This window comes from Serratia sp. JKS000199 (genome assembly GCF_900215455.1).
Lineage (GTDB): Bacteria > Pseudomonadota > Gammaproteobacteria > Enterobacterales > Enterobacteriaceae > Serratia > Serratia ureilytica.
In genome coordinates this window covers 4,943,591-4,959,655 of the sequence record NZ_LT907843.1, presented here as the reverse complement: position 1 = coordinate 4,959,655, position 16,065 = coordinate 4,943,591, and the positions used below count along the sequence as shown (strand labels likewise).

The window sequence follows — 16,065 nt, the reverse complement described above, 5'->3', positions numbered from 1 at the left end:
TTACCTTTTGTTACGCTTGTGTGATCTTATTTTCACAGTGCGAATTTTTTGCGAGAATTTTTTCAATGGCAGGCGATAACGAAGAAGATATAACTTATTAATTAGCTATAGTTTTTAATGGAATAATCACAGGACGGACGCACTCGCCTAACGGGTAGCAGAGCCTGAAATGTGAAAATAGTGACAGCCGCACCGGGCCCAGGGCAACGACGAGAAGAAATCGCCTCAGCCCGTCCGCAATAAGGGCATTATGATGCTTTCCACCGCTGCCTCCAGTGATATCACCTTTTTTAGCCAAGAAGATTCTCAATTCCCGTCATAAAAATATCGACAGAAAATAAATACTCGCATATATAACCAAACAATATTCCACGTTGGATATATTATTGCCAACGGCTTATCAGCTGTTATATTTTTAAATTGAAATAGCGCGTCAGCGTTATTTTCGGTATTAATTAAACTCACTAAGTCACCCTTTTATTTATAAGGATTGTATATGAAAGTACTTAGTCAATATGAAGAGCAGTACGTTAGCGGTGGCGATCTGAACGCGGCCTGGGATGGGTTGCTGGACGGCGCTATGACCGGCGCGCTGATTGCAGGCAAATCCGCAGGGGCCGGCGGCTTTATTGCCGGCGCCGTCGGCCAACTGGTCGGTACCATTATCGGCGGCGTCGCAGGCGGCGTGGGGCTGGGGCTGTATGGCCTGACGCATACGCAGCAGGAAGTGGCGGACTACGCAAAACATTTCCGCGAAACTATCGGCTCCACCTCGACCTCGGTCGGCGGCAGCCTATAAGCACGAATAGATAGTCACCCTCGCGGTGGCTATTTATTTTATTGCCAACCTCACCCTACGCGCCCGCTGAACGCGTTATCATTATCGCATCCCGATATTCTTTCAAGCCTGAGGTTATCGCCTCGGTATTCAATTGCGAAACCATCCACGGGCTGAAAGCGAAAGGCGTTAATTTTACCGCCGCCATTAAATGATTGAGCTCGACCCAGGCATAATCCGCAACCTCATCCGGATTGCCATGGAGCGTGCCTTTAATTTGCGCGGCAAATACCGGGCAAACTTCATTCTCCATCACGCCGGACGCGTCGGTAGCCTGGTAGCTGAATGCCTCGCTCAACAGCATTATCTGCTCCACCTCCGTGCCCAGTTCAACCTGAGCGCGGCGCCTCACCGCCTGTGCCAGCGCCTCTTGCGGCAAGGGATGGCCGCAAAAGGAATTGGTCCAAACCCCCGGCCAGGCGGTTTTACTCAACGCACGTCTTGTGGCCAGCACGTTGCCCTCTGGGGTAAAGAGGTAACATGAAAAGGCCAAATGCAGCGGCGTATGGTGCGTGTGCACCTGATTTTTCGGCATCGTCCCGCAAGGCTGCCAGGCGGCATCGAGCAAAACGACGTCTTCGTTATTCATCATCGCGATTTCCATAAAAGACGGACGCTTGCCCGCCTTCAGTCTCATTTCGTCAAAAGAGGAGGAATGGCCGGCACGTCCGGCGCATTATCGATATCCTGCTGAGTCATGCGAAACTCAGGCGGATAATGCTCCCGTTCCGTTCTGCCAGCAGGCTCGGTATTCCGCCAGCTATAAAGACAGTGCTGGCATTGATATACCGTCCCTACGCCCTTCACCGGTGAATGTATCATGATGTCTGTCTGTTTATCGGCCCGACAAGGGCAAATCATAGGATCGCCTTAAGGACGGTTAGCCGGCATGGCGGTTAATTGTCTCTCCCCCCAGGCCGGCCTCATCAGAGGGTACAAAAATCATAAAAAAAGACGCCCGCAGGCGTCTTCTTGGTATTGTCACTGAAGCCCGAGGCGATCAGTTCACTTTCACCGGCATACCGGAACGGGCCTTGATCGCCGCATCCACTTCGCTCTGGTTGACGCCGGCGTCCATCAGCACTTTGCCGACCGGCGCGGAAATGGTCAGCGGCACCGGATCCTTGGATTGCAGCTGCTCTTCGTTGGCCGACAGCGGGTTGTGCACTTCCACGTAGCGCGAGCCGTCCGGTTCGACGGTGGCCTTCATCGGTTCGTTGATGAACTGCACGCGGGTGCCGACCGGCACGTTCTGGAACAGGTACTTGATGTCGTCGGCGCGCAGACGTACGCAGCCGTGGCTCACGCGCAGGCCGATGCCGAAGTTGGCGTTGGTGCCGTGAATGGCATACAGGCGGCCAACATACAGCGCATACAGCCCCATCGGGTTATCCGGGCCGGCCGGGAACACCGCAGGCAGGATCTCGCCGTCAGCCGCGTATTCGGCGCGCATTTTGGCGGTCGGCGTCCAGGTTGGGCCGTCTTTCTTGCGCTGCACGGTGGTGGTCCAGTTCAGCGGGGTGTCTTTACCCAGCTGGCCGATACCGATCGGCAACACCACGACGGTGTTGGAACCTTTCGGGTAGTAGTACAGACGCATTTCGGCGCTGTTGATGATGATGCCTTCACGCGGCGCGTCCGGCAGGATCAGCTGTTGCGGGATGGTCAGGGTGCTGCCGGCCTTCGGCAGGAACGGATCCACGCCCGGGTTGGCCTCCAGCATGTTGCTCAGCCCCATCTGATACTGGGCGGCGAAGCTCTCCAGCGGCAGTTTGCTGTCTTCCGGTACGGTGATTTGGATATTTTCGCCCACCAAACGGCTGTCTTTTGGCGGCAGCGGGTAGACGACGGCGAAGGCAGCCTGGCTGAATGCAACCAGTGCCGTAAACAGGGTTAATAACGCGCGAATGCTCATTTTCATCTTCGTGTTGGTCAAGGCCACTGGCGATTATGGGTATTGGTTTCTACGGCCACTTTGCCCCGTTGAATTTCAGCCGGCAGCCAACGGCGCTGCGGCCTGAAAAACCAGGGGGGATTTGACCGGATGCGCATTATATGTGCACATCAATCAAAGTGTGAACCATTACCGATGTAATATCGCAATTTTTTGTAACCTGACGCGCCACGAAGGCGATTTTCTGCGAGAACCGCCGCCTAACTGGCGGCGGCCAGCGCCTCCGCCCGCCGAATGGGGATCAGATATTCACAACGGATCGCCGCGCCGCCAAGCGGGCAACTGCCCTCCTGCGCCGGGTAGAACCGCTCGATATCCTGCCCTGGCCGGCGGATGGCGTTCATCTGCGGCATGGCGGTGTCATACAGCCGGACAATAAAGTTTTGTAACCCTTCCGCCTGCCCCTGATAGGTGAAACGGGCGTACTCCCCCTGTTCGATGGTCACCCGTTCCCCCACCGCCCCTTCGTCCGGCAAAGCGGCGGTATACGCCATGCGCGGGCAGCCCCGACGCTGCCGGTCGATCTCCAGGCTGGTAAGGCCATACATCACTTCGGGCAGCGTCTGCGGCCGCAGCAGTTGCCGCCAGGCATGGCGACGCAGCTCGCATTTGGAAGCCGCCAACTGCCCCAGCGTAAAGCTGCGGCGTTGCGTGTTGCCCACCAGTTGCATGGCGGGCAGCGTCACGATATCGGCCTGCGGCAGCGGCGCTTCGGTCAGCCGCAGCGGCGGCTGCAGACCGTAGCTCGACCAATCCTGGCTGCGACGATAGCTGGCCGGCGGCAGACCAAACTGCTTGCGGAAGCAGCGGGTGAAGGTCTGCTGCGAATCGAACTGGTACGTATCGGCGATACAGGCCACGCTGGTGCCGGTCAGGCGCAGTTCGCGCGCGGCGGCGGTCAACCTTCTGCGGCGGGCGTACGTGCCGAGGATATGGCCGGTGTGCTGCTTGAACATCCGCTGCAAATGCCACTTGGAATAGCCGGACCTGGCGGCGATGTCGTCCAGCGTCAGCGGCTGATCCAGGCTCTGCTCGATCCAGGCCAGCAGCTGCTCAATCACCTGTTGCTGGTGCATGGTGTTCCCCTTATTTGCTCAGTAATGTCAGCGCCAACATCCGGCCTGCGGCTTCATCGGCGGCCACCAGTATCGGATAGCCCCAGAATTTGGCGCCGTATTCGGCGAATGCTTCCGCCGCCACGCGTTTGGCGTCGTCCGGTTCCAGCATGATCATGCCTTTCGCCCACCGCTTCAGCGCCGCGCGGTTATCGCGCTTCCACAGCGCCACCTGAGTGCGAGCGTCGCGATCGTGCTCTTCACCTTCATCGCCGACGCTGCGATCGGTCATCAGGACGAAAGGCTCGGCGCGCGCCAGCAGCGCGCTGAATTCAGCCAGCTCGGCCTGGGTATCGCGCCCGTTTCGGCGCATCCACACCAGCGGAAAATCGGCGGTATCGAGTGACATAATCAGTTTCCTCGCGAAAGGGTTTAGGACTGGCGCTTACTTTATCGGCACCGGCGCTAGACCACATTGCGCAATCAGGACATAATACTTTTCAATTCCGCCAAATTGAGAATTGTTCTCATGAAAGTCCAGATCCCACGCCGCAATATCGATATCGATCAGGTGCCGCGCCCGCTGTTCGCCGTGCAGAGTTCCACCATCGAGCAGGACTGGGAAGTCGAGCCGCATCGTCATCAAAAGGCGCAGCTGATCTATACCGTGCGCGGCATGATCCGCTGCGAAGTGGAAAACGGCCTGTGGCTGGTGCCGCCGCAGTGCGCGCTGTGGATGCCGGGCAACGTGTTGCACAACGCCCAGGGCGCCGGCTCGACCGAGGCTTACTGCCTGTTCGTCGATCAACACGTCGTCGCCGGCTTGCCGCAGAGTTGCTGCACGCTGTCGGTCTCGCCGCTGCTGCGCGAACTGCTGCTGCAGGCCACCACCTTCGAACCGCTCTACGACGAACAGGGCGCCGAAGGGCGCCTGACGGCGGTGTTGCTGGATCAGCTGGTGGCCGCACCGATCGAGAATCTGCATCTGCCGGTATCCGACGACGCGCGCATACGGCAGTTGACCGAAGGCATGCTGAGCTGCCCGGCGGACAAATCCACCCTCGGCCAGTGGGCGCAGCGCATCGGCATGAGCGAGCGCTCCCTCAGCCGCACGCTGCAACAGCAGATGGGCATGAGCTTCGGCCACTGGCGGCGTCAGCTGCACGTGATGCTGGCGCTGCAGCGCTTGACGCAGGGCGAGAGCGTACAGACGGTGGCGCTGGATCTGGGTTACGAGAGCGCCAGCGGCTTCGTCACCATGTTCAGAAAGGCGGTGGGCAAACCGCCGGCGCGCTACCTGGCGGAACGCAACGCCTCAGGGCAACCCCTGGGCGGCGCGATCAGCATGTGAACGGCCGGCACCCGCGCCGGCCTGGCAAGAGGCGTATCAGAAGTCGTAGAACACCGTTATCCAGGTGGAATCCGGCTCGTTGTCGCTGCTGTTGGCCAGCGTGCGCTCCACATACACCGACAGACCGTAACCGATGGTGGTGCCCGCGCCGAGGTAGACGTGGTTGGCGTGATACGCCTCGTCTCCTTTCAGCCGCAGCGAGTCCGCCGCGACGTAAGGCTGAACGGATTTGAGGAACGGCTTGTCGATATTGAAGGTGTAACCGACGAAGCCTTCCAGCCCGTAGCCGTCGCCGGCGAAGAAGTGCGACAGCGTGCGCTGGCGGGTGCTCGGCACATAGTCTTTGTAATAGCTGGCGGTGCCGACGATGTACCAGTTGTTCGGCTGCCAGGTCAACGCGGTGCCGGACAGCTGCTGGTGATAATCCTTTTCGTTGTACAGATTATCTTTGATCTTCGCGTCGGTATAACTGTAGGCGGCGCTGAAGGTGAAATCCTTCGTCACCTTATAATCGAAGCCCAGCCCGCCACCGCCCTTGCGGCGGTAAATCAGGTTATCCGCGGTGTGCAGATCGTCTTCCGGCAATAAATAGTTGGCGTACAGCGTTACCGGCCCGAAATCATTGGTGTATTTGATGCTGTTTTTCGGTTTATTGCCGCCGTCATAATCGCCGGAAATACCGATGCCGGTGCCGCCCGCGTGGCCGTCGTTATCCCAGACGTCGCTTTTGATGCCGACCACGGAATAATAGATGCCGTACTGGTGGCCATAGGTCAGGGTGCCGTAACGATCGTCCTTGAAACCGGCGTACAGCTGGCGCTGATAGTCGCGTTTGCCGTCCTCATTGTAGTGCCCGTCCCAGCTGAGCGCGTGCGCCAGATCGACGCCCCACTCGTAATAGCCGATGATCGAGGTGTCCTGCGTCAGCGCATAGTCGCCGCTGAAGCGAAAACGCGTGCCGCCGTCGTGACCGTTTTTGTCATAGCCCGGCTCCGGGCCGTTATTGAAGATCCACTCGGGGCGAATGCTGCCGCCCACCTTTAAACTGAGCGGCGCCAGCAACACATTGCTCTGCGGGTTTTTATCCAGAATGGTGATCTCGGCCTGTGCGCCGGCGGATAACGCCGACAGCAAGACGCCGCCAATGAATATTGGCGTTGTGTTCTTTCTCATTATTACCCCTGCCCGAAAAAATTATTGTTATAAACACGGTGATCTTAAGCCACGCGGAAATAATTACCCGATGTCAACAGCGCACGCAAGATATAAAAATTCACATCATAATCTGCCATTATTTCAGGTTGGGCTTATTTTCAGCAGAAACGTGTTCACCTGTAACACGGAGAAAAATAATGTAATAACCGCAGCACGAAATAAACCAATCCGCATCTTTTACCCAAAATAACCCGGCGTGATTATCCGGGAATAAAGATAGCAAATAACAAATAAATATTATTGCCGCAGGTAAACCGTCACGCGAGGGAATTAATTAATGGTGGGAAATAACGACGGAGCGCGTTGCGCGCTCCGGGGAAAATCTCACTACTGCGCCAGCCAGCCGCCGTCCATGTTCCAGGCGGCGCCGCGCACCTGCGCCGCCGCGTCGCTGCACAGGAACAGCGCCAGCTCGCCGAGTTGCTCCGGCGTGACGAACGCTTGCGACGGCTGCTTCTCCGCCAGCAGCTCATCGCGCGCCCGCTGCGGATCGGTGCCGGCGGCGATGCGCTTGTCGATCTGCTGCTGCACCAGCGGCGTCAGCACCCAGCCGGGGCAGATGGCGTTGCAGGTGACAGGCGTGCGGGCGGTTTCCAGCGCCAGCGTCTTGGTCAGCCCCACCACGCCGTGCTTGGCCGCCACATAGGCCGACTTGTCTTTCGACGCCACCAGCCCGTGCACCGACGCCACGTTGATGATGCGCCCCCAGTTGCGCTCGCGCATACCCGGCAGCGCCAATCGGCAGGTGTGGAACACCGCCGACAGGTTGATGGCGAGGATCGCGTTCCATTTCTCCACCGGGAACTGATCCAGCGGCGCCACGTGCTGAATGCCGGCGTTGTTCACCAGAATGTCCGCGCCGCCGAACTCACGCTCGGCATAGTGCATCATGTCCGCTATCTGGGCCGCATCGCCGAGATCGGCGCCGTGATACCCCGGCGCGGTGCCCAGCCGGGCAACCTGCGCCTTCGCCGCTTCCACATCGCCAAAGCCGTTGAGGATCACACGCACGCCGGCGGCGGCCAGCACGGACGCTATCCCGAGGCCGATGCCGCTGGTCGAGCCGGTCACCAGCGCGGTTTTGCCTTGTACACTCATGGTATCGCTCCTTTAAACAATGCCGGTCAGGTAGAACACGCCAATCACAAACAGCACCGCGGCGCTTTTGATCAGGGTGATGGCGAAAATGCCGCCATAGGCCTGCCGGTGGCTAAGGCCGGTGATCGCCAGCAGGGTGATCACCGCGCCGTTGTGCGGCAAGGTGTCCATGCCGCCGCTGGCCATCGAGGCCACCCGGTGCAGCACTTCCAGCGGAATGTGTGCCGCATGGGCGGCGGCCACGAAGTTATCGGCCATCGCCGCCAGCGCGATGCTCATGCCGCCGGAGGCCGACCCGGTGATGCCGGCCAGCAGGGTGACGCTGATCGCTTCGTTCAGCAGCGGATTGGGGATCGTCGACAGCGCCTGCGACAGCACCAAAAAGCCCGGCAGCGCGGCGATCACCGCGCCGAAGCCGTATTCGGAGGCGGTGTTCATCGCCGCCAGAATTGCGCCGCCGACCGCCGTCTTGCTGCCTTCCGCCAGCCGCCCGCGAATATTGCGAAAGCCGAACGCCACCACCAGCAGAATACCCGACACCAGCGCCGCTTCCACCGCCCAGATGGCGGTGATCTTCGCCACATCGGTGGTGATGGGCTTGGCCAGCCCCGGCAGCGTCAGCTCGTGGCTGGTGCCGTACCACTGCGGGATCCAATGGGTGAAGCCAAGGTTGAATACCCCGACCAAAATCAGCGGCAGGATGGCGATCAGCGGGTTCGGCAGGTTGATGTCGTCCGGGGTTTCCGGCTCGTTCAGCAGATCGCTGCCGTACCCCTCCCCCTTCAGCTGCGCCTTGCGCCGCTGGCGTTCAAGATACAGCAAACCGACCGCGATGATGAACAGCGAGCCGATCAGCCCCAGCCAGGGCGCGGCCCAGGCGTTGGTGCCGAAGAAGCTGGTCGGGATGATGTTTTGGATCTGCGGCGTGCCGGGCAAGGCGTCCATGGTAAAAGAAAAGGCGCCGAGCGCCACGGTGGCCGGGATCAGCCGCTTGGGGATGCCGCTCTGGCGGAACAGCTCGGCGGCGAACGGATAAACCGCGAACGCCACCACGAACAGCGACACCCCGCCGTAGGTCAGCAGCGCGCACACCAGCACGATCACCGGAATGGCGTGGCGTCGGCCGAGAATGCGGATCGCCGCCACGACGATCGAACGGGAGAAGCCGGACAGCTCGATCAGCTTGCCGAACACCGCCCCCAGCAGGAACACCGGGAAGTAGAGCTTCACGAAGCCGACCATCTTCTCCATAAACAGCCCGGTGAAGGTCGGCGCCACCGCGCCGGGGTCGGTCAACAGCACCGCGCCCAGCGCGGCTATCGGGGCGAACAAAATCACGCTGTAGCCGCGGTAGGCGGCCAGCATCAGTAATCCCAGTGCTGCCAGGGCAATCAAAACGCTCATCAGGCACCTCGCTATCGTTGTTATTGTCAGGTACGGCGTGCGAAATTACGGTTTCAGCGCAAAGCGCAGCTGATGCGCCCGTCGCCGTTGAATGCGTTCCCTGCGCGCTTCATCCCAAAGATAAAATCCCCGGCCGCTGCGCTGGCCGATATCGCCGCGCTGCAGCCGCTGTTCCACCAGCGCCATCATCTCGTCGCCGGTCGCCAGTTCCGGGAACAGGTGGCGGGCGATGTCCGCCACCGTCGAGAGCCCGGTCATGTCGGCGGCCTCCAGCGGGCCGACCATGGCGTAGCGCCGCCCCAGCGAGGCGCGCATCACCTGATCCACCACCTCAGCGCTGGCGATGCCGCTGTGGACGATGTGCAGCGCTTCACGCAGCACCGCAAACTGCAGCCGATTGCCGACAAACCCCGGCGCGGCGCGTTCCAGCAGCACCGCCTCCAGCGCCATCTCGCCCAGCAGCGCCTGCACCGCCGCCAGATGGCGCGGCTCGGTGGCGCGGCCGGGCACAATCTCCACCAGCGGGATCAGGTGCGGCGGGTGCCAAAAGTGGGCGATCAGCAGCCGCTGCGGATGGGTCATGCGCGCCGCCAGCTCGTCCGGCGGCAAGCCGCTGGTGTTGCTGGCAATCACCGCGTCGTCAGCGATCAGCCCTTCCAACTGCTCATACAGCGCGTGCTTCAGCTCGAGCCGTTCCGGGATCGCCTCGATAAGCAGCCGGGCGCGCGCTACCGCGTTCAGATCGCCGGTCACGCGCAGCCGCGCCAGCGCCGCGTCGCGCTCACCGCGATCAAACTGCCCGACGTCGCTCAGCTCGGCCAGAATGCCGCTCGCCACTGTCGGCGCTTCCACCCGGCGCTGCGGATCCGGTTCATACAGCAGCACCTCATGGCCGTGGCGAATAAAGTGGGTGGCGATACCCACCCCCATCAGCCCGGCGCCCAGTACCGCATAGTCAGATGACTGCATCGTGCCTTCCTCGGTTGTTTACGGGCGCTCTACCGCCAGCGCCACGCCCTGCCCGCCGCCGATGCACAGCATCGCCAGCCCCTTGTTCACCTCGCGGCGCTGCATTTCGTACAGCAGCGACACCAAAATGCGGCAGCCGGACGCGCCGATCGGATGCCCCAACGCGATCGCTCCGCCGTTGACGTTCACCCGCTCCGCCTCCCAGCCCAGTTCTTTGCCCACCGCCAGCGCCTGCGCGGCGAAGGCTTCGTTGGCTTCGATCAGATCGACCTCCTCCAGCCGCCAACCGGCTTTTTCCAGGCAGCGGCGCGCGGCCGGCGCCGGGCCGATGCCCATGATCGCCGGATCGACGCCCAACGAGGCGTAACCGGCGATGCGCGCCAGCACCGGCAAACGCAGCGCGGCGGCTTTTTCCGCGCTCATCAGCAGCACCACGGCGGCGCCGTCGTTGAGCGACGAGGCGTTGCCGGCGGTCACCGTGCCCTCTTTGCGAAACGCCGGGCGCAGCCGCGCCAGCGCCTCCAGGCTGGTGTCGCGCGGCTGTTCGTCGCGCTCTACCCGCAGCGCTTCGCCCTTCGGCTGCGGCACCGTCACCGGCGTGATCTCCTGCGCGAAACACCCGGCCTGCTGCGCCGCCAGCGCCTTCTGCTGCGAACGCAGCGCGAACCTGTCTTGTTCTTCTCTGCTGATGGCGTATTTCTCCGCCAGGTTTTCGGCGGTGATGCCCATGTGATAGTCGTTGAACGCGTCCCACAGGCCATCGTGGATCACGCTGTCCACCATCTGCGCGTGACCGAGGCGCAGACCGGCGCGCGCGCCGGCCATCAGGTAAGGCGACCGGCTCATGCTCTCCTGGCCGCCGGCGATCACCGCGTCGGCGTCACCGCTGCGGATCGCCTGCACCGCCAGATGCACCGCCTTCAACCCGGAGCCGCACACTTTGTTGATGGTCAGCGCCGGCGTCGTAAACGGCAGCCCGGCGTTCAGCGCGGTCTGGCGCGCCGGATTCTGCCCGCAGCCGGCGGTCAGCACCTGGCCGAGGATCACTTCATCGATCTGCTGCGGCGCCACGCCGCTTTGCGCCAGCAGCCCCTGCACCGCCGCCGTGCCCAGTTCCACCGCCGTCAGCGGCGCCAGCGCGCCGTGAAAACTGCCGACCGGCGTGCGCGTCGCCGCCACGATCACCACTTCACGTTGTTGCACATTCACCTCCCGTTTCAGAAACGCATTTCCGGCACTTGCTCCGGCACGATCAGCCGGCCGGCGGTTTTGGCGATAATCTCCGCCACGCTGACGCCCGGCGCGCGTTCGCGCAGCACGAAGGCGCCGTCTTCAATTTCCAGATAGGCCAGATCGGTCAATACCTTGCGGATGCAGTTGGCGCCGGTCAGCGGCAGCGTGCAGCGCGGCAGCAGCTTGGACTCGCCGCCCTTCGCTGCGTGGGTCATCACCACGATGATGTTCTCCGCCCCCGCCACCAGATCCATCGCGCCGCCCATGCCCTTGACCATCTTGCCGGGGATCATCCACGAGGCGATGTTGCCCTCGACGTCCACTTCAAACGCCCCCAGCACGGTCAGATCGACATGGCCGCCGCGGATCATGGCGAACGACTGCGCCGAATCGAAGATCGACGCGCCGAGGCGCGCGGTGACCGTCTGCTTGCCGGCGTTGATCATGTCGGCGTCCAGCTGTTGCTCGGTCGGGAACTCGCCCATCCCCAGCAGACCGTTTTCCGACTGCAGCATCACGTCCATGCCCGCCGGCACGTAGTTGGCCACCAGCGTCGGGATGCCGATGCCCAGGTTGACGTAGTAACCGTCCCTCAGCTCTTGCGCCACGCGCTGCGCCATTTGTTCACGGGTAAGCATGCGAATTCTCCTTATGCCCGCAGGGTGCGTTGTTCGATACGCTTTTCGAAGGTGCCCTGGATCAGCCGATCGACATAGATGCCGGGGGTGTGGATCGCCGCCGGATCCAGCTCGCCCGGCGCGACGATCTCTTCCACTTCCACCACCGTGATGCGCCCGGCGGTCGCCATCAGCGGATTGAAGTTCTGCGCGGTGTGGCGGTAGATGACGTTGCCGAAGTGATCGGCCTTCCAGCCTTTCACGATGGCGAAATCGCCGGTGATGGCGGTTTCCATGATGTAGGGGCGGCCGTTGAACTCGCGCACCTCTTTGCCTTCGGCGATCGGCGTGCCGTAACCGGTGGCGGTGAAGAATGCCGGGATGCCGGCGCCGCCGGCGCGGATCTTCTCCGCCAGCGTGCCCTGCGGCGTGAGATCCACCTCCAGCTCGCCGCTGAGCGCCTGCTGCTCGAACAGCGCGTTTTCACCGACGTAAGATCCCACCACCTTGCGGATCTGATGGGTTTCCAGCAGCCGCCCGAGGCCGAACCCATCGACGCCGCAGTTGTTGGAAACCACCGTCAACCCGCGCACGCCACGCCGGCGGATCTCTTCGATCAGATTCTCCGGGATGCCGCACAGGCCAAAGCCGCCCGCCAGCACCGTCATGTTGTCCGTCAGGCCTGCCAGCGCTTCCTGGTAGCTGCCGACGCGTTTGTCGAGCCCTGCCATATCGTTGCCCCTGCATGTTGCGGCGCAGGGCGAAATGCCCTGGCTTGCGTGAGGGCATCTTCAGGTCACAAAAATGATTTGTTAATTTTGTTTTTATGCCGCATTCATTTAGAATTTTTATTAATCACTCGTTAACCGACAATTAACAAAGAGTTAACGCCAACCAAAATGAAAATGAGCATCAAACAGTTACGCGCATTTTTAGCGGTAGCTCACACTCTGAATTTCGCCCAGGCCAGCGAGCGGCTGAATATTTCTCAGCCGGCGCTCAGCCTGGCGATCCGTGGGCTGGAAGACGCGCTGGGCGGGCCGCTGCTGCTGCGCACCACCCGCCGGGTGACGCTGACGCCGGAAGGAGAAACCTTCTTCCCGATGGCGCGCCAGCTGCTGGCGGATTGGGATAACGCGGAAGAGGCGATGCGTCAGCGCTTCACCCTGCAGATGGGCAAGGTGGCGATCGCCGCCATGCCGTCGTTCGCCGGCAACCCGCTGCCGCCGATCCTTAAGGCGTTTCGCGATCGCTATGCCGGCATCAACGTGGCGGTGCACGACGTCATCAACGAACAGGTGTTTGAAATGATCCGCGAAGGCCGGGTGGAGATGGGCATCGCCTTCGAGCCGGAGCCGAGCGACACCCTGCACTTCACCCCGCTGTGCCGCGATCGCTTTCTGGCGGTGGTGCCGAAGGATTCGGCGCTGGCGCGCAAGGCACAGGTGAGCTGGAAGGAGCTGCTGACGCTGGATTTCATCACCCTGCAGCGGCCATCGGCGGTGCGGCTGCTGCTGGAGCAGGAACTGGCCCGCAGCGGGCGAACGCTGGAGGTGGCGTTTGAGAGCCACCAGCTGGTGACGGTCGGGCGCATGGTGGCCAACGGCCTCGGCGCCAGCGCGGTGCCGGCGCTGTGCGAGCAACAGATGGATGAGCTGGGGGCGGTCTGCGTGCCGCTGATCGGCCCGATCATCGAACGGCGCGTGGGCCTGATCCGCCTGGCGCAGCACCAACTCTCTTCCGCCGCGCAGGCGCTGGCGACGGTAATCGAACGGGAGATGGCGGGGAGTGGCGGGCAGCCTGCGCTTAAACCGTAAACCCGACGTGCTTGCCGCCCGGCCGTTCAATGTCCAGGCGCAGCGTGCCGCCCATCGCTTCCACGTAGCCACCAACTACAGCGGCATTATTGAGCCAGACATCAAAAAACGTTATGAATGGGTATTGCGAGCTTTCCTGAACAATCCAAAGAACCGGAACACCTTGCTATGACAAGACTTTATCTCTCTTTACTGTGCGCACTGCTGCTGAACGGCTGCCAATCCACTCAGCCCTGGTACCATCCGTTGGACGTCTCGCTCAAAGACAACCAACCTTGCTTTGCCGTGCCCATCAACAGCGTTCGCAGCGGTGACAGCCTGCAAAACCGGGGGGTGATCGTCTCACGACAGGAACAACAGCAATGGCATATCGTCTGGGCCTCACCAGAAGTCACTCCGTTGCCCGACCTGAAACCAGGGCAATGCGTCACTTATCCGCAGGTAAACTGGGCTGCGGGAGAATACTCGGTCTTGCTCGGCGTCTCGATGAATAACGATACGGAAAGGCGTAAATACATGAAAGAATTCAACTTAAGAATTAAGCCCAAGGGAGAAATACAGCTACAGTAAGGAGACTGGGATTATTTATTCCCCCGCCACCGCCTGCACCGCCACCTTCTGCGTGGCGCGCTGATATAAGCACAGCTCCCTGCCCGGCTCGTTTTTCATAAACGGCTGTGGGTAGCGCCCACCGATAAACAGCGCCGAATAGCCGACGTCATCACCGTAGTGAATAATCTCCCCTTCCACCCTGGCGTTTTTTAGCCCGCTGGCTTTCAGGCAGGCGGCGCGCATCGCCCGTTCGCTCTCGGCCCACGCCTGTGGGGAAGACGCGGTGGCGTGGAACGCGGCCAGCGCGGCGATAAGCAACCCTATTCTCTTCATCGTTATCTCTCCTTCTACGGCCCGTCTCGCCAGTATAGACCGTGCCGCCCCGGCCAACCCGCCGCGCTCTTTACGGCATTTTTATTCCGCGCCCCGTTAACGTTACGGCGTTTTTACAGACAGTTTTTGCCGCCGCAGATACCCTTTCCACATCGCCGCTATGGCCTCACAAGAGAGTTGTCTCATGCGTTTATCCCTGCCTCTGGCCGTGACCGGTCTTCGTTCTGGAGCGCGCCATGCATTCTAATATTATCGGGTTCAATCCTCTGCTGGCGGAGCTGCCCGCATCGCCGACGCGCACCTTTCGCAAAGAGCTGGAACACTACCTGCAGCGCTATCCGGATACCGAACAGCTGGATATTTATCTGCACGATCTGAACGGCCAGCTGCGCGGCAAGCGCCTGCCGATCGCCGAAGCCTTTGGCCTGGAAAAAGGCTGCTACTTCCCGCTGTCGATCTACGCCCTGGATCTGCACGGCCGGGTGATTGAAGAAAGCGGGCTGGGGCAACGGGCGGGCGAGCCGGATCGGCTGTGCCTGCCGGTGCCCGGCACGCTGCGCCCCTGCGCGCGCGATCCCGAACGCCACGCCCAGCTGCTGCTGACGATGCAAAACGCCGACGGCGACGCCTGCGAGCTGGAGCCGCGTGTGGTGCTGCAACGGGTGCTGAAGCGCCTGCACGAGCGCAACTGCTTCCCGGTGGTGGCGGCCGAACTGGAGTTCTACCTGCAGGATCCGCAGCGCCCCGCCGAGGCGGAAGCCTGCCCGACGCAGAGCTTCGCGGTGGATGCGCCCGAGCGCCACCATGCGCTGCTGAGCGACATCGAACGGCACTCGCGGCTGCAAAGCCTGCCGCTGACCGGCGTGGTGGCCGAAGCCGCTTCCGGCCAGTACGAGCTGAACCTGCATCACAGCCGGCGCGTGCTGGAAGCCTGCGACCAGATCATGGCGCTGAAGCGCCTGACGCGGCAGATTGCCGAGCAACATCACCAGCACGCCTGCTTTATGGCCAAGCCCTGCGCCCATGCCGCCGGCAGCGGGCTGCATTTTCACATCAGCCTGCAGAACGAGCACGGCGAGAACCTGCTGACCGGCGCGCCGGGCGAACTGAGCGACAACATGCAGCAGGCGATGGCGGGCATGCTGGCGCTGATGCCGGCGTCGATGGCGATCCTGGCGCCCAACATCAACGCCTTTCGCCGCTTCCGACCCGGCATGCACGTGCCGCTGCGCGCCTCCTGGGGCCACAACAATCGCACGGTGGCGCTGCGCCTGCCCTGCGCCGACAGCGCCAACCAGCGCATCGAATACCGCCTGGCCGGCGCCGATGCCAACCCCTATCTGGCGCTGGCGGTGATGCTCGGCGGCCTGCTGCACGGGCTGGAACACCCGCTGCCGCTGCCGCCCGCCGCCAACGGCTGCGAGAGCGACAACGCCGCGCCCTTGCCGCTCGGCCAGCAGGAGGCGCTGGCGCTGTTCCGCCACAGCGATCCGCTGCGCGAACTGCTCGGCCCGGCGTTCTGCACCCTGTGGCACACCTGCAAAAGCGCCGAACTGCGCCGCTTCGAGGAACAGGTCACCGCCGCCGAACTCGGCTGGATGCTGTAACCGCCCACTGATTCGTTAACCT

At 61.8% G+C, this 16,065-nt stretch carries 18 protein-coding genes and 1 pseudogene; 6 read left to right on the top strand and 13 right to left on the bottom strand.

The genetic code is table 11. The annotated features are described in order from the left end of the window. Window positions 1-496: 496 nt before the first annotated feature. Entirely contained in the window at window positions 497-799 is a 303-nt protein-coding gene (locus CPH57_RS23475) for a hypothetical protein (protein WP_004933246.1), read from the top strand. 55 nt (window positions 800-854) lie between these two features. Here CPH57_RS23475 and idi read toward each other — a convergent pair whose 3' ends face one another. The 5 genes and pseudogenes from idi to CPH57_RS23450 all read right to left on the bottom strand — a co-directional run bounded on the left by idi (window position 855) and on the right by CPH57_RS23450 (window position 4,256). Then, the gene (gene idi, locus CPH57_RS23470) at window positions 855-1,430 is read right to left on the bottom strand and encodes an isopentenyl-diphosphate Delta-isomerase (RefSeq protein WP_069100389.1); all 576 of its coding nucleotides are present in this window, start codon (window positions 1,428-1,430) and stop codon (window positions 855-857) included. A gap of 41 nt (window positions 1,431-1,471) precedes the next feature. Beyond that, window positions 1,472-1,699, bottom strand: a complete 228-nt coding sequence (locus CPH57_RS23465) for a non-oxidative hydroxyarylic acid decarboxylases subunit D (protein ID WP_096242776.1) — start codon at window positions 1,697-1,699, stop codon at window positions 1,472-1,474. A gap of 142 nt (window positions 1,700-1,841) precedes the next feature. Further along, window positions 1,842-2,759 (bottom strand): annotated as a pseudogene (locus CPH57_RS23460) (L,D-transpeptidase family protein); the annotation flags it as partial. Between the two features lie 233 nt (window positions 2,760-2,992). Then, window positions 2,993-3,868, bottom strand: coding sequence for a helix-turn-helix domain-containing protein (locus CPH57_RS23455; protein ID WP_033641740.1), 876 nt, complete (start codon window positions 3,866-3,868; stop codon window positions 2,993-2,995). 10 nt (window positions 3,869-3,878) lie between these two features. After that, on the bottom strand, window positions 3,879-4,256 hold the full coding sequence (locus tag CPH57_RS23450) for a hypothetical protein (RefSeq protein WP_046688173.1): 378 nt from the start codon (window positions 4,254-4,256) through the stop codon (window positions 3,879-3,881). A gap of 120 nt (window positions 4,257-4,376) precedes the next feature. On the opposite strand from CPH57_RS23450, the gene CPH57_RS23445 reads away from it, so the two are divergent. Next, window positions 4,377-5,198: a helix-turn-helix transcriptional regulator gene (locus tag CPH57_RS23445; protein ID WP_096242775.1), complete on the top strand. Its 822-nt coding sequence runs from the start codon at window positions 4,377-4,379 to the stop codon at window positions 5,196-5,198. Window positions 5,199-5,234: 36 nt separating this feature from the next. Here the strand turns inward: CPH57_RS23445 and CPH57_RS23440 are convergent, their stop codons facing one another. From CPH57_RS23440 to CPH57_RS23410, 7 genes are all read right to left on the bottom strand, one after another. Then, a complete protein-coding gene (locus CPH57_RS23440) occupies window positions 5,235-6,371 on the bottom strand; it encodes a porin (protein ID WP_046688171.1) in 1,137 nt (378 codons plus the stop codon). Between the two features lie 369 nt (window positions 6,372-6,740). Further along, window positions 6,741-7,511, bottom strand: coding sequence for a 3-hydroxybutyrate dehydrogenase (locus tag CPH57_RS23435; RefSeq protein ID WP_096242774.1), 771 nt, complete (start codon window positions 7,509-7,511; stop codon window positions 6,741-6,743). A 12-nt stretch (window positions 7,512-7,523) separates the two neighbouring features. Beyond that, a complete protein-coding gene (locus CPH57_RS23430) occupies window positions 7,524-8,918 on the bottom strand; it encodes a GntP family permease (RefSeq protein WP_197705155.1) in 1,395 nt (464 codons plus the stop codon). A 42-nt stretch (window positions 8,919-8,960) separates the two neighbouring features. After that, window positions 8,961-9,884, bottom strand: coding sequence for a 3-hydroxyacyl-CoA dehydrogenase family protein (locus CPH57_RS23425; protein WP_096242772.1), 924 nt, complete (start codon window positions 9,882-9,884; stop codon window positions 8,961-8,963). An 18-nt stretch (window positions 9,885-9,902) separates the two neighbouring features. Then, window positions 9,903-11,087, bottom strand: a complete 1,185-nt coding sequence (locus CPH57_RS23420) for an acetyl-CoA C-acetyltransferase (RefSeq protein WP_060660003.1) — start codon at window positions 11,085-11,087, stop codon at window positions 9,903-9,905. Window positions 11,088-11,101: 14 nt separating this feature from the next. Continuing rightward, entirely contained in the window at window positions 11,102-11,755 is a 654-nt protein-coding gene (locus CPH57_RS23415; protein WP_089197641.1) for a CoA transferase subunit B, read from the bottom strand. A gap of 11 nt (window positions 11,756-11,766) precedes the next feature. Beyond that, on the bottom strand, window positions 11,767-12,465 hold the full coding sequence (locus CPH57_RS23410) for a CoA transferase subunit A (RefSeq protein ID WP_004933280.1): 699 nt from the start codon (window positions 12,463-12,465) through the stop codon (window positions 11,767-11,769). A 168-nt stretch (window positions 12,466-12,633) separates the two neighbouring features. Here CPH57_RS23410 and CPH57_RS23405 point away from each other — a divergent pair, with 168 nt between their 5' ends. The 3 genes from CPH57_RS23405 to CPH57_RS23395 are packed head-to-tail and all read left to right on the top strand — an operon-like array spanning window position 12,634 to window position 14,121. Then, window positions 12,634-13,551 (top strand): LysR family transcriptional regulator, encoded by a 918-nt coding sequence (locus CPH57_RS23405; RefSeq protein ID WP_047572821.1) that lies wholly within the window; start codon window positions 12,634-12,636, stop codon window positions 13,549-13,551. Next, entirely contained in the window at window positions 13,523-13,723 is a 201-nt protein-coding gene (locus CPH57_RS24610) for a hypothetical protein (RefSeq protein ID WP_157993251.1), read from the top strand. Before CPH57_RS23405 ends, CPH57_RS24610 begins: the two co-directional genes overlap by 29 nt. Then, window positions 13,720-14,121 carry a putative T6SS immunity periplasmic lipoprotein gene (locus tag CPH57_RS23395; RefSeq protein WP_089195423.1) on the top strand — a complete coding sequence of 134 codons (402 nt, stop codon included), beginning with the start codon at window positions 13,720-13,722 and terminating at the stop codon, window positions 14,119-14,121. The genes CPH57_RS24610 and CPH57_RS23395 overlap by 4 nt, the downstream gene beginning before the upstream one ends. A gap of 15 nt (window positions 14,122-14,136) precedes the next feature. Here the strand turns inward: CPH57_RS23395 and CPH57_RS23390 are convergent, their stop codons facing one another. Beyond that, window positions 14,137-14,436: a hypothetical protein gene (locus CPH57_RS23390; RefSeq protein ID WP_096242771.1), complete on the bottom strand. Its 300-nt coding sequence runs from the start codon at window positions 14,434-14,436 to the stop codon at window positions 14,137-14,139. A gap of 236 nt (window positions 14,437-14,672) precedes the next feature. Here CPH57_RS23390 and CPH57_RS23385 point away from each other — a divergent pair, with 236 nt between their 5' ends. Further along, entirely contained in the window at window positions 14,673-16,043 is a 1,371-nt protein-coding gene (locus CPH57_RS23385; protein WP_069100380.1) for a glutamine synthetase family protein, read from the top strand. Window positions 16,044-16,065 lie beyond the last annotated feature (22 nt).

Excerpts from the sequence above, each read along its gene's own strand:
- CPH57_RS23395 (WP_089195423.1), top strand. The coding sequence starts at position 13,720 with ATGACAAGACTTTATCTCTCTTTACTGTGCGCACTGCTGCTGAACGGC.
- CPH57_RS23385 (WP_069100380.1), top strand. The coding sequence starts at position 14,673 with ATGCATTCTAATATTATCGGGTTCAATCCTCTGCTGGCGGAGCTGCCC.
- CPH57_RS23390 (WP_096242771.1), bottom strand. The coding sequence starts at position 14,436 with ATGAAGAGAATAGGGTTGCTTATCGCCGCGCTGGCCGCGTTCCACGCC.
- CPH57_RS23465 (WP_096242776.1), bottom strand. The coding sequence starts at position 1,699 with ATGATTTGCCCTTGTCGGGCCGATAAACAGACAGACATCATGATACAT.
- CPH57_RS23435 (WP_096242774.1), bottom strand. The coding sequence starts at position 7,511 with ATGAGTGTACAAGGCAAAACCGCGCTGGTGACCGGCTCGACCAGCGGC.
- CPH57_RS23415 (WP_089197641.1), bottom strand. The coding sequence starts at position 11,755 with ATGCTTACCCGTGAACAAATGGCGCAGCGCGTGGCGCAAGAGCTGAGG.
- CPH57_RS23445 (WP_096242775.1), top strand. The coding sequence starts at position 4,377 with ATGAAAGTCCAGATCCCACGCCGCAATATCGATATCGATCAGGTGCCG.
- CPH57_RS23440 (WP_046688171.1), bottom strand. The coding sequence starts at position 6,371 with ATGAGAAAGAACACAACGCCAATATTCATTGGCGGCGTCTTGCTGTCG.
- CPH57_RS23425 (WP_096242772.1), bottom strand. The coding sequence starts at position 9,884 with ATGCAGTCATCTGACTATGCGGTACTGGGCGCCGGGCTGATGGGGGTG.
- CPH57_RS23450 (WP_046688173.1), bottom strand. The coding sequence starts at position 4,256 with ATGTCACTCGATACCGCCGATTTTCCGCTGGTGTGGATGCGCCGAAAC.
- CPH57_RS23475 (WP_004933246.1), top strand. The coding sequence starts at position 497 with ATGAAAGTACTTAGTCAATATGAAGAGCAGTACGTTAGCGGTGGCGAT.
- CPH57_RS23405 (WP_047572821.1), top strand. The coding sequence starts at position 12,634 with ATGAAAATGAGCATCAAACAGTTACGCGCATTTTTAGCGGTAGCTCAC.
- CPH57_RS23410 (WP_004933280.1), bottom strand. The coding sequence starts at position 12,465 with ATGGCAGGGCTCGACAAACGCGTCGGCAGCTACCAGGAAGCGCTGGCA.
- idi (WP_069100389.1), bottom strand. The coding sequence starts at position 1,430 with ATGATGAATAACGAAGACGTCGTTTTGCTCGATGCCGCCTGGCAGCCT.
- CPH57_RS23455 (WP_033641740.1), bottom strand. The coding sequence starts at position 3,868 with ATGCACCAGCAACAGGTGATTGAGCAGCTGCTGGCCTGGATCGAGCAG.